The organism is Roseburia inulinivorans DSM 16841 (assembly GCF_000174195.1).
Taxonomy (GTDB): domain Bacteria; phylum Bacillota; class Clostridia; order Lachnospirales; family Lachnospiraceae; genus Roseburia; species Roseburia inulinivorans.
This window is the reverse complement of sequence record NZ_ACFY01000112.1, coordinates 1-12286: the sequence shown is the minus strand read 5'-3', so window position 1 is coordinate 12286 and position 12286 is coordinate 1. Positions and strand designations below refer to the sequence as shown.

The window sequence follows — 12286 nt, the reverse complement described above, 5'->3', positions numbered from 1 at the left end:
GGGCTGCTTCAAATAGAAGCAGCCCGGTATTTTTTTGTAGCAGAGATATTATTTTCGTATCGCCTTCACCAGCCCATACAACGTAATTAACATCGTCACAAACTCCGCAGCAGGGAAAGCAAGCCATACACCATTTAATCCAAGCAGTGCAGACAGCACGAATGCAAAAATGATGATTGCAACAAATCCGCGTGAGATGGACGCAAAAAATGCATATTTTGCGGATTCTATCGAGCTTAAAATGGCAGTTCCGACAATGTTCATTCCGGCAAAGAGAAATCCAATGAAATATAACCTTAAACCGTTTTCTGCGTAGGAGGCAAGCACCTGATTTCCCTCTCCGTTAAATACAGCGGTGATCGCAGGGGCGTAAAGGTAAATGCAGACCACCAGAAGGACAGCAACGCCGATGGTGGTCGTGACTGCCATTTTCAGATAGGTGGTTACATTCTTGTGATTTCCCTTGCTGTAAGATTCACTGATGAGCGGCTGCGAGCCTTGCGCAATGCCGTTAAAGAGGGCGACTGCGACCAGTGAGGTGTTGGCGACGACGCCGTAGGCGGCAACTCCGGTGTTTCCCGCAAGACCGAGAATCAGCATATTAAAGACGACCGTGATAACTCCGGAAGAAATCTCACCGACGAAAGAGGAAACGCCGACCTGACAGCAGTAGAGCAGTCTGCGGAAGGAAGGCAGGACCGGTTTCAGGCGGATCGTGCTCTTTTTTGATTGAAAATGGATAGAGCAGATCGCAATGCCTATGACCGGGGAGAGGGCAGTTGCAAGTGCAGCACCCTCCATGGAAAGCCCCAGTGGAAACATCAGGATATAGTCAAACACGATGTTGAACAGACTGCTGAATAAAGTTGCGGACATCGCAATGGAAGGATTTCCATCATTTCGCACAAAAGCATTACAAATGTAGTTCCACATAAAAAAGGGAGCAAAGCACATAAAAATTCTTGTATAATTTTTCCCGGTGGCAACGATTTGGGCATCGCCGCCTAACAGTGCGATCAATTTATCCGGAAGAAACAGACCGACAAAAATAAAAAACAGACTGATGATAAAAGCCCACACAAGCGCATGGAAAAAATATCCATCCGCATCCGGGCTTTTTTTATTGCGTTCCACAACAAAACGGATCGCAGAGCCAACGCCCATCATCGCACCGATCGCAAAAATAATATTATAAATTGGCAGAACCAGATTTAGGGCAGTGATACCGTCGGCACCCACTGCTACAGAAATAAAGTAGGTGTCTGCAAGAATATAAACAGACATACCTACCATACCAAGCATATTTTGAGAGACGTATTTAATGAACTTCTTTAACATGATAGAACTCCAAATATGTGTAATAAAGAAACCGGATGCAATGTGACATCCGGTTTCTTTTAAGCTAAAAAACAAATTAATGGATATTAACAGATCATTAAGCCTGAGGACCAGCAGCAACTAATGCTTTACCAGCTTCGTTTCCTTCGTATTTTGCGAAGTTTTTAACGAATCTTGCAGCTAAGTCTTTTGCTTTTACTTCCCATTCAGAAGCATCAGCGTAAGTGTCACGAGGATCAAGGATCGCTGGATCAACGCCTGGAAGCTCTGTAGGAACTTCAAAGTTGAAGTATGGGATTGTCTTTGTAGGAGCTGTCTTGATGTCTCCGTTTAAGATAGCATCGATGATACCACGTGTATCTTTGATGGAGATACGTTTTCCAGTTCCGTTCCATCCTGTATTTACGAGGTAAGCTTTTGCTCCGCTCTTTTCCATTTTCTTAACAAGTTCTTCTGCATATTTTGTTGGATGAAGCTCTAAGAAAGCCTGTCCGAAGCATGCAGAGAATGTAGGTGTTGGCTCTGTAATACCACGCTCTGTACCAGCAAGTTTTGCTGTGAATCCAGATAAGAAGTAGTACTGTGTCTGTTCTGGTGTAAGAACAGATACTGGAGGAAGTACGCCGAATGCATCTGCAGATAAGAAGATTACATTCTTAGCAGCTGGTGCAGAAGAGATTGGACGTACAATATTCTGAATATGGTTGATCGGGTAAGACACACGTGTGTTCTCTGTTACGCTCTTATCAGCGAAATCAATCTTACCATTCTCATCTAATGTAACGTTCTCTAAGAGTGCGTCACGTCTGATTGCATTGTAGATATCTGGTTCGGAATCTTTATCAAGGTTGATAACTTTTGCGTAGCATCCACCCTCGAAGTTGAATACACCGTTGTCATCCCAGCCGTGCTCGTCATCACCGATCAGGAGACGTTTTGGATCTGTGGAAAGTGTAGTTTTACCTGTTCCGGAAAGTCCGAAGAAGATAGCTGTGTTCTCACCATTTAAGTCTGTGTTAGCTGAGCAGTGCATAGAAGCCATACCTTTTAATGGTAAGAAGTAGTTCATCATAGAGAACATACCTTTCTTCATCTCTCCGCCGTACCATGTGTTAACGATAACCTGCTCACGGCTTGTGATGTTGAACATAACTGCTGTCTCAGAGTTTAATCCTAACTCTTTGTAGTTCTCAACTTTTGCCTTAGAAGCATTGTAAACAACGAAATCTGGCTCGAAGTTCTCTAATTCTTCTGCTGTAGGTTTGATGAACATATTTGTTACAAAGTGAGCCTGCCAAGCAACCTCAACGATGAAACGGATTGCCATACGTGTATCTTTGTTAGCACCGCAGAATGCATCTACAACAAAAAGTCTCTTGTTGGAAAGTTCTTTGATCGCTAAATCTTTTACAGATTTCCAGGCTTCTTCTGTAGCTGGGTGGTTGTCGTTTTTGTATTCGTCAGAAGTCCACCATACAGTGTCTTTTGAGTTCTCATCCATAACGATGTATTTGTCTTTTGGAGAACGTCCTGTATAGATACCTGTCATTACGTTTACTGCGCCAAGTTCGCTGACCTGACCCTTTTCGTAACCTTCAAGTTCCGGTTTTGTTTCTTCTTCGAATAATAATTCATAAGAAGGATTGTAAACAACTTCTGTTGTTCCGGTAATGCCATACTTGCTTAAATCAATTTTTGCCATTTTTAATTACCTCTTTCCTTTCGCTGTGTGTAATATGGTATCAATCTGTAAAAACAGACTATACATATCTTTTTGGAAGCCGGACTTTTGATCGCTCTGTTCCACATTGTGAAATGCAGGAAACATAAGCAAATTGCCAACTTTCTCTACCATAATTATACATATCTCGGTTATAAAATCAATAAAAAAATTGTTAAAAATTTAGCAATTTATGGAGGAAAATTTGTCATCATCTGCGCTTGACAGAGATACAGACAGATCTGAGTGGAAAAAAACGATCCAAACCCGCTTTTCACGATTGAAAAATGCACACAAAAACAATATAATGCAAGCAGCAGAAAGACGAAACAGTCTGGTCTGAAAAGCCGTAACATCCATTTTGAAAAAAGAGGGAAAAGGAAAATGAAAGTCATACACAAAATCAGTCCGGTGCTGATATTAGCAGGTTATTTTTACGTTTTATACGAAGGATATTTTTTATGCCAGTTTGGAGGAGTACGCTACCACGGACAGAAAATGGCTGTGGGAGCAGCGGTCATGGCAGTTGGTTTTCTCTTCTGGCTTATCACCAGAAAAAAGGCAAAAGAACAGCAGGCAGGGAAAAAACAGTATCTGTGGATCGCAGAACTTGTGGCGGCAGGAGCGGCAACGATCATCTGTGGCGCTGCGGTGATCCGCACGGCAATCCCATACAATGGGGCACTCTCCTGGAAAATTTATGAGTGGCGGAGAATAAATGACGAGAGTTCTTCCAAAGATAATAGTGATACTAATAAGGAAGAAAACGAGCCGGAAATTTTCAACGGAACAGAGACAGAAACGGAAACAAAGACCAGCGGGAATATCCGCAATTCGGATACGTGGGAATTTAATGCAGAAGACGGCGATATGTATTATTTCATCAATGATATTACCGGTTACCGGCTGAATGTGGTAGACGCTGCCTGTGGAAGCCGTCTTTTATAACTTTGAAAAGACGAAGGACGGCGGTACGACCTGGACAGAGGTCAATGGTGATCCGTTTGACCAGAATATGGGCGTTGCCGAAGGTCTGCTCTTTTTTACGAATGATTTCGGATTTGCAGGACTGACGTATGCAAGTGAAGATTTCTCCATGCTCTACGTGACAAAGGACGGCGGAGAGACATTTGAACGGCTGGAACTTCCATTGGATACGGTGACCGAACTTCCATCCGAGTCAGCAGAACTGGGATTTACGATCGAAGATTATGATTATCACACCATGCCGCAGATCGTGGATGGAAAAATGGAGATTTATCTGCAGACCGATGCGATGGAACAGCAGGGGATTATTTTTCAGTCTGAGGATAACGGAGTTACCTGGGAGTATGCAGGTTGTAAGGAATGATATAAAAAAAATTACGAGGTTAAAATCATATGGAACAATACAGCTATCATGAGGAAACTGGAAAAATCACATTGGAAAAGAAAGCAGTACAAAATAGTGAAAACGCAGGAAAAAGCATTTATCTCATGAGTCTGGATGAGTTTTTGAGCCATCCGCGGAAACTTGTGCGGAAAAATAATTTTATCCACAGCATGACACCGATCCAGTACTGCAAGATTGAAAAATACCGGGAGTGTGTGCAGGGAACAATGCGTGTGCCAAAGGGAAATAAAGGGCAGGTGTGTATCCATAATTTTGGATTTTACCTGTCAGAGCAGGAATTATATCTTGTAGAGGAAAGCCATTTTCTGATGGAGTATCTGAACAAGATGGCGGAAGGCACCTACGAGGGTTATAGCTTCCGGCAGATCCTTCTGGCATTATTCGAGGAACTGCTGCAGGATGAAGTACTGTATCTGCAGAAACAGGAGGAACATCTGGCTGGTCTGGAGGAGGAACTGTTAAAGAAAATACCGGACTATTTTTATGAGATGATCATGAAATACCGGAAACGGTTCAATATTTTTCATGCCTATTATGAACAGCTGATGAATATGGGAGATGTCATGCAGACCTCTGTGAACGGCGGTCTGTCGGAGGAGGAAAAAGCACAGTGGCAGTTATTTTCCAACCGGGCGGAGCGGCTGCATGACCATGTGGAAATGCTGCGGGAATATCTCGTGCAGATCAGGGAACTTTACCAGTCACTCATTGCGGTGCAGCAGAATCAGGTGATGAGCATTTTGACGGTTGTGACAACGATTTTTCTGCCGCTCACGCTGATCGCCGGCTGGTATGGAATGAATTTTCCAAATATGCCGGAGTTTGGGTGGAAATATGCGTATCCGGCAGTTATAATAGTGAGTATCTTAGTGATCATTTTGGAAATTATTTATTTTAAGAAAAAGAAGATGCTTTAGGCATCTGGAAAGAGAAGGACAAAAGATTATGATGAACCCGGCAAATATTATGAAGATTATGAATGCAAAAAATAAATTTACTGCAAACCATCCGAAGTTTGTGGCATTTTTAAGTGCGGTATTCTCCAGAGAGATGGAGGAGGGCACTGTGATCGAGATCACACTCACCAGACCGGGTGAGGAGCCGATGACAACCAATATGAAGATTCAGCAGTCGGATCTGGATCTGATGCGTGAACTTCAGGACATGGCAAAAAATCAGTAAATATCTATGGAAAAAAAACGTCTGCACATGCTAAAATATTCTTACGAAAAAATACGAAAAATTATACGTAAGAAAGGATGCACATATGTTGGGTAAACGTTTGGATTATCAGGTGGAAGAAAATAAAATCCATTTTTTCTTTGAAAAAGAAGAGGCATTTTTAGAGGTCATTACTGAGAGTATTATGAATGTCTTTGTTCCTTATGAGACAAAAGGACACCGCTCCAAGGCAATCGAAGGGGAGAAGGCGGTCCGGACAGATTTTGAGGTAAAAGACTGCGGCAGTTATGTTTCAGTTGCAACAAAACAGTTGGAAGCGAGAGTTTATGACGGATTTTATGTGGACTTTTACCGGGATGGAAAGAGCATTTGTGAAGATTACCGCAGCGGGCGTATTTTAAGACCGCTGTTAAGTGAAAAATCTCTCGAAGTGTTAAAGGCAGAGGGACATGATGTGTCCGCAGGTGCAAGCGGCAGCTATCCGGTGCAGACTGTCAAAAAAATGGACGGGGATGAGAAGTTTTACGGACTTGGGGACAAGACCGGATTTTTGAATAAGCGGGATTATGAGTACGAAAACTGGAACTCCGATATCCCACAGGCACACACAGATTCTTACCGCGCACTGTACAAGTCCATTCCGTTTCTGATCACCCTGAAAAAAGAAAGTGTTTACGGTATTTTCTTTGACAATACATACAGATCTTATGTAAACCTTGGAAAAGAAAATCAGGCATATTTTTACTATGGTGCGGACGCCGGAAACCTTGATTACTATTTTATCGCAGGGGATACGATGCCGGACATTGTGGGCGGTTATACCTATCTGACCGGAAGGACTCCGCTTCCACAGCTGTGGACACTCGGTTATCATCAGTCCCGTTGGGGATATGATTCCGCAGACTGCATTAAAAAAGTAGCAGGGAAATACAGAGAACTTGATATCCCATGTGATACGATGCATTTTGATATTGACTATATGGATGGCTACCGTGTCTTTACATGGAATGAGAAAGATTACGGCGATCCGGCAGGAACCATTCAGGAGCTGGCAGATGAGGGATTCAAGGCAGTCTGCATTATCGATCCGGGTGTGAAATTAGATCCTGGTTATGAGAAATACGATGAGGGAATTGCCGGAGATTATTTTGCAAAGACACCGGAAGGGGAAGTCTATGTGAATGCTGTATGGCCGGGAGATTCTGTATACCCGGATTTCGGACAGCCAAAGGTGCGTAAATGGTGGGCGGAAAATCAGAAGTTCCTGACCGATATAGGCGTTGCCGGAGTCTGGAATGACATGAATGAACCGGCAAGTTTTCACGGAGAACTGCCATCAGATGTCGTGTTTACTGATGAAGATCAGAAATCTACCCACGCAGCCATGCACAATGTATACGGACATCTGATGTCCAAGGCAACCTATGAGGGACTTAAGGAACAGACCGGAAAAAGACCATTTGTGATCACCCGCGCATGCTATGCAGGAAGCCAGAAGTATACAACAGTCTGGACCGGGGACAACCAGAGTTTATGGTCACATCTTCAGATGGCAGTGCCACAGTTGTGCAATCTTGGATTGAGTGGATTGGCATTTGCAGGAACGGATGTCGGTGGATTTGGTGCGGACTGTACGGCAGAACTTTTATGCCGCTGGGTACAGGTCGGAGCATTTTCTCCATTGTTCCGGAATCATTCGTCCAACGGAAGCATTTATCAGGAGCCGTGGCAGTTCGGGGAGAAGACGGTCGATATTTACCGCAAATTTGTGGAACTGCGTTACCGCCTGCTTCCATACCTGTACGATCTGTTTGCGGAGTGTGAGAAAACAGGACTTCCGATCATGCGTCCATTGGTGCTTCATTATGAAAAGGATGAAAATACATGGAACTTAAATGATGAATTTTTAGTTGGAGAACATCTTGTTGTGGCACCGGTATTAGAGCAGGGACAGACGAAAAAGATGGTCTATCTGCCGGAAGGGATCTGGTATGATTTCAATACCGGAAAACGTTATGAGGGAAAACAGTATTATCTTGTGGATGCACCGCTTGATACCTGTCCGATGTTTGCCAAAGCAGGAAGTATGATCCCGGCTTATGAAGTGATGCAGTATGTAGGGGAAAAACCATATGATACGTTAAATATGCTTGTATTTCCGGGCGAGGGCACCTATGTGCATTATCAGGATAACGGAAGTGATTTTGCTTATCAGGATGGCGCCTATAATGAGTACACATTCACACAGCAGGAAAATGGGGAAGTGACCATGAAGATGGGAAAAGAAGGTTATGACAAACCTTACAAAAAGATCGAATACATATTTGTGGGCAAATAAGACAGAAGCAGGAACCCGGGAAAAAATGGATGCATATCTTATAGTGATGTGATGGAAATAAGGAGTATCGCGTGGACTATCGAGAGGAACAGTTTTTACGTATGCAGCAGTCTGACACTCCGAAAGTGCCTTTTTATATGAGCTATCCGATGCAGAATCTGTATCTCACAGAGATGGAATATGAAAAGGATATGGACCGGATGAAAGAGCTGTATCCAAGGGATGTTTCCCGTATTATGGACGTGATCGAAGATGAGTGCGATAAAATGGAGTATGAGGGAAGTCTCATGTTCGACGAATATCCGGACCGGCTTATGTTAGAGCAGGTGACAGAACGCATTTATCAGACCGTGAAAAATGGAACAGATACCGTGATGGCAGAGGAATTCTGGGGAGGAAACAATCCACCGCCGCCACCACCGGGCAGACCGGGAAGCATGCCGCCACCACCGGGCAGACCCGGAATGATGCCGCCACCACCGCCACGGCCGGATGATCCGTGGCGCAGCCTGATCGGTGTTATGTTAAACAACGAGATGTACCGCAGAAGATGCCGCCACCGCCGCTGCAGAAGATGGTGGTGATTTTCGTTATTCTTCACCAGCAATTTTCTTAAGAATTTAAAAAGAAGCCAAAGAAAATATTGCGGAAAAGGCAAAAACTGCATACAATATAGCTATCGCCGTTCTGGCGGTAGCTATTTTTGTGTGCAGTTTGAGGCACACAGAAGAGGGAAAACAGTCGTATGGATGATTTTGGAGGCTTACAGTGCAGAAAGGTACAATAAAAGCAATTGTTCTGCCAGTCGTTTTTGTTCTGGCAGTGATTATATTCAGTTTTATGACAAATCAGACGAATGAAGACCTGACGACAGAGATGTCGGAGGCAACATTGCCGGTTCTTACCTTATATGATGGGAAAACGGCGATCAATGAATTATATGGTTACACAGAGAAAATGGATGCAGCCTATATGCGCGATACGATCACACCGATTGGGGAAGACAGACTTCTTCCGGTGACGGTGAAGACTTATCAGACCGCAGTGGATAAGATCTCCTATGAGATCCGGAGCCTGGATGCAAAAAGGCTGATCGCAAATGCAGATGTCACTTCCTACACGGAGAATAAGGGAATGATCTCTATGGAACTTCCAATCCAGAATCTGCTGGAGGAAAATGAGGAATATCTGCTCGTGATCCAGCTGGAAAGCGGAGACCGCATGATCTACTACTACACGCGAATCATAGAATCCCAGAACAGTTATGTGTCGGAGTGCATTGATTTTGTCAGACAGTTCAATGATACGACTTTTGACAGTGAGAAAGCGACATCTCTCAGCACTTATATGGAAAAAACGACCGGCGATAACACGACTTTGCAGTATGTGACATTAAACAATTCACTGAATCAGGTGAGCTGGGCAGAGTTTCATGGCACAAGGCTGACAACACCGGTTCCATCTGTCAAGGAGATCACTCCCACTTACAACGTGATCGTTCTGGACTATGTTGTGACACGGGTAGGACAGAATGGGCAGAGCGAATACTATAACGTTGAGGAATACTACAGAGTGCGGTATACCAATACAAGAATGTATCTGTTGAATTTTGAACGGACGATGGAAGAGATTTTCCGGGGGGAAAATGACAGCATCTCAGGAAACAGCATCCTGCTTGGAATCCGCTCGAAGGATGTGGAGTATCAGACCAATGAATCCGGCAAAGTGGTCACTTTTGTGCAGGAGGGAGAACTCTGGAGTTACAATCAGGAGGCAAACACACTTGCAAAAGTGTTCAGTTTCCGGGGATATGAAGGGGTAGATGACCGGGAAAACTATGGTGAGCATGACATTAAGATCGTAAATATTGATGAGGCGGGAAGCATTGACTATATTGTGTATGGCTACATGAACCGCGGAATCCATGAGGGTACGGTGGGCATTGCGGTTTACCATTATGACAGTCTTGCAAATACGAATGAGGAGCAGGTGTTTATCCCATCCAGCCAGTCCTATGAGGTGATGAAATCGGAATTGGGACAGCTGATGTATGTGACCGAGAGTGGCGCATTTTATATTATGGTGGATGGAAATGTCTATGGCATCGATCTGAATTCACTGGATACGAAAGTGCTGGTAGAAGGACTTTCCGACGAAGCGGTCGCAATTTCTGAGTCAAACCGTTTTCTGGCATGGGTGGATCCTTCTGCGGTCCGTGGCAGTGATACGATCCACATGATAGACTTTGTCACGGAGAAAGTGACAGATGTGACCGGGAGTGCTTCTGATTATGTAAAACCATTGGGCTTTATGCAGGAGGATTTTGTGTATGGTGTGGCAAAATCAGCCGATGTCGTGGTAGATGCAGCAGGTAATACGCTGTTTCCTATGTATCAGGTAAAAATCATGGATACATCCTCAGAGGAACATGAGATCTTAAAGACTTATGAGAAACCGGGATATTATGTACAGAACATTACCATCAGTGGTTACACCATATACTTAAACCGTATTCAGAACAATGGAACTGCCTATGTGGATGCAGATCAGGACATGATCATGAACCGTGAGGGTGACAGCCTGAAAGTGGTAGATATTGCAACAAAAAATACGGATGAAAAAGAGACACAGGTTCTGATCACACTGCAGGATGAGGCGAAGAAAAAGACACCGAAGATTCTGACACCGAAAGAGACGATCTTAGAGCAGAAACGTGAAGTCTCCCTGAAAGAAGAAAAGGACAATAACCGTTATTATGTTTATGTAAAGGGAGAAGTCGTGCTGACAACAGACAGTGTCTCTGACGCGATTATTGCGGCAAACAGCCAGATGGGTGTCGTGATCGGTGAAAATCAGCAGTATGTATGGAAACGTTCCAGAAAGACGGCTCAGGCGGCCTTTAATGATATTGTAGTTGGCGAGGAGGACAGTGGAGCAGGAAGCATTGCCCAGTGTGTGAATGCAATCTTGGAAAAAGAGGAAATCAACATCAGCGTCAGTGCGCTGATCTCCCAGGGCGAGACACCGAAGCAGATTCTTCTTAACACCTTAAAGGATGCAGCTGTTTTAGATCTTACCGGTTGTACGGTAGATGAAATCCTATACTATGTGAGCAACGGGTATCCGGTATTTGCAATGACAGGAAGCAGTGATGCCGTTCTTGTGGTGGGATATGATGCAAATAATGTTGTGCTTTATGACCCGGCGATGGGGCAGACTTATAAGCGGACGACTGCAGACGCAGATGAAATGTTTTTTAATGCAGGAAATATATTCTTTACTTACCAAAAGTAAAAAGAATACATAAAAATGCATAAAATTTCAGGCGGTTCCGCAGTTCCTTCGTTGAACTTTAACAGTTTTCTGTGGGATGCCTTGCAAATTTAAGGGTAATGGTATATATTTTGAAGAGTATGGAAAAAGTTGATGTATCTGTGGAGGGAAAAACAGATATCGAAGTACTGTGAAAGAGGAAGTGAATGGCATGAGCAAAAAAGAGATTATTGTATCCAATGTTTCAGAAGAACATAATAACCCAATTGCTGAATTAGTTCAGGTTGCGTGTCGTTTTGATAGCGAGATTATTTTAGAAAGTGATAATCGCAGGATCAACGCCAAGAGTATCATGGGAATTATGGCATTCAACCCATCAAAAGGAATGACAGTTAATATCGAGGCAAACGGTGAAGATGAGCAGGAAGCATTAGTAGCAATGGAGAAGTTTTTAGTTTGTGAGTAGTTTTTGTCTGAAGGAGGAACCAATTATGGAAAAGAAGACAACAGCAGCAAAACCAGTAGTAAAAACAACAGCGAAAGAGGCATCTAAGGATACTGTAAAAGAAGCAGCAGTAAAATCTGCACCAGCAAAAGAATCTGTGAAAGAGACAGCAGTTGAGACAAAGGCAGCAGCAGAAGCAAAGGCAGCAGCGGTTGCTAAAGAAGTTGGGAAAAAAGTCGCTGAGACCAAGGAAACAGTAAAGGATACTGCAAAGAAAGCAACAGAAAAGGTAGAAGCAGCAACAAAAACAGCAGTGAAAAAGGCTGCTGCAAAGAAGGCTGCTCCTAAGAAAGAAGAACTGAAACCGGAAGTATTTATCCAGTTCCAGGGACAGGAAGCAGTTGTTGCTGACGTGATCGAGAAAGCAAAGAAACAGTTCGAAGCAGAAGGTCACAGAGCATCTTCCATTAAGAGCATTCAAGTATACTTAAAACCGGAAGAGTATGCAGCATATTATGTGATCAACCAGAAACATGCTGGAAGAGTAGACTTATTTTAATACATAAGATCAGAAGATAACAGAGTGGTTATAAACAC

At 43.6% G+C, this 12286-nt stretch carries 11 protein-coding genes; 9 read left to right on the top strand and 2 right to left on the bottom strand.

The window, feature by feature from the left end; genetic code table 11:
- Window positions 1-48 precede the first annotated feature (48 nt).
- Both ROSEINA2194_RS12750 and pckA read right to left on the bottom strand, forming a co-directional pair.
- The gene (locus tag ROSEINA2194_RS12750) at window positions 49-1338 is read right to left on the bottom strand and encodes an MATE family efflux transporter (protein ID WP_007887770.1); all 1290 of its coding nucleotides are present in this window, start codon (window positions 1336-1338) and stop codon (window positions 49-51) included.
- A 97-nt stretch (window positions 1339-1435) separates the two neighbouring features.
- A complete protein-coding gene (gene pckA, locus ROSEINA2194_RS12745) occupies window positions 1436-3040 on the bottom strand; it encodes a phosphoenolpyruvate carboxykinase (ATP) (RefSeq protein WP_007887769.1) in 1605 nt (534 codons plus the stop codon).
- Window positions 3041-3442: 402 nt separating this feature from the next.
- Between pckA and ROSEINA2194_RS19830 the strand changes: the two genes are divergently transcribed.
- The 9 genes from ROSEINA2194_RS19830 (at window position 3443) to ROSEINA2194_RS12705 (ending at window position 12248) form a co-directional block, all read left to right on the top strand.
- Window positions 3443-4006: a hypothetical protein gene (locus tag ROSEINA2194_RS19830; protein WP_172727123.1), complete on the top strand. Its 564-nt coding sequence runs from the start codon at window positions 3443-3445 to the stop codon at window positions 4004-4006.
- Window positions 3987-4409, top strand: a complete 423-nt coding sequence (locus ROSEINA2194_RS12740) for a WD40/YVTN/BNR-like repeat-containing protein (RefSeq protein WP_007887762.1) — start codon at window positions 3987-3989, stop codon at window positions 4407-4409. Before ROSEINA2194_RS19830 ends, ROSEINA2194_RS12740 begins: the two co-directional genes overlap by 20 nt.
- A 29-nt stretch (window positions 4410-4438) precedes the next feature.
- On the top strand, window positions 4439-5368 hold the full coding sequence (locus tag ROSEINA2194_RS12735; protein WP_007887761.1) for a magnesium transporter CorA family protein: 930 nt from the start codon (window positions 4439-4441) through the stop codon (window positions 5366-5368).
- Between the two features lie 28 nt (window positions 5369-5396).
- Window positions 5397-5633: a hypothetical protein gene (locus ROSEINA2194_RS12730; RefSeq protein ID WP_007887760.1), complete on the top strand. Its 237-nt coding sequence runs from the start codon at window positions 5397-5399 to the stop codon at window positions 5631-5633.
- Between the two features lie 85 nt (window positions 5634-5718).
- Window positions 5719-7971 carry a glycoside hydrolase family 31 protein gene (locus ROSEINA2194_RS12725; protein ID WP_007887759.1) on the top strand — a complete coding sequence of 751 codons (2253 nt, stop codon included), beginning with the start codon at window positions 5719-5721 and terminating at the stop codon, window positions 7969-7971.
- A 71-nt stretch (window positions 7972-8042) separates the two neighbouring features.
- Window positions 8043-8555: a hypothetical protein gene (locus ROSEINA2194_RS12720; protein WP_021922127.1), complete on the top strand. Its 513-nt coding sequence runs from the start codon at window positions 8043-8045 to the stop codon at window positions 8553-8555.
- A 184-nt stretch (window positions 8556-8739) separates the two neighbouring features.
- Entirely contained in the window at window positions 8740-11265 is a 2526-nt protein-coding gene (locus tag ROSEINA2194_RS12715) for a hypothetical protein (protein ID WP_007887755.1), read from the top strand.
- 190 nt (window positions 11266-11455) lie between these two features.
- Complete coding sequence (locus ROSEINA2194_RS12710) at window positions 11456-11710, top strand: HPr family phosphocarrier protein (protein WP_021922129.1); 255 nt, start codon at window positions 11456-11458, stop codon at window positions 11708-11710.
- 25 nt (window positions 11711-11735) lie between these two features.
- On the top strand, window positions 11736-12248 hold the full coding sequence (locus ROSEINA2194_RS12705) for a DUF6465 family protein (RefSeq protein ID WP_007887750.1): 513 nt from the start codon (window positions 11736-11738) through the stop codon (window positions 12246-12248).
- Window positions 12249-12286 lie beyond the last annotated feature (38 nt).

Coding starts and splice junctions, on each gene's coding strand:
- ROSEINA2194_RS12750 (WP_007887770.1), bottom strand. CDS start 1,338: ATGTTAAAGAAGTTCATTAAATACGTCTCTCAAAATATGCTTGGTATG.
- pckA (WP_007887769.1), bottom strand. CDS start 3,040: ATGGCAAAAATTGATTTAAGCAAGTATGGCATTACCGGAACAACAGAA.
- ROSEINA2194_RS19830 (WP_172727123.1), top strand. CDS start 3,443: ATGAAAGTCATACACAAAATCAGTCCGGTGCTGATATTAGCAGGTTAT.
- ROSEINA2194_RS12735 (WP_007887761.1), top strand. CDS start 4,439: ATGGAACAATACAGCTATCATGAGGAAACTGGAAAAATCACATTGGAA.
- ROSEINA2194_RS12730 (WP_007887760.1), top strand. CDS start 5,397: ATGATGAACCCGGCAAATATTATGAAGATTATGAATGCAAAAAATAAA.
- ROSEINA2194_RS12725 (WP_007887759.1), top strand. CDS start 5,719: ATGTTGGGTAAACGTTTGGATTATCAGGTGGAAGAAAATAAAATCCAT.
- ROSEINA2194_RS12710 (WP_021922129.1), top strand. CDS start 11,456: ATGAGCAAAAAAGAGATTATTGTATCCAATGTTTCAGAAGAACATAAT.
- ROSEINA2194_RS12705 (WP_007887750.1), top strand. CDS start 11,736: ATGGAAAAGAAGACAACAGCAGCAAAACCAGTAGTAAAAACAACAGCG.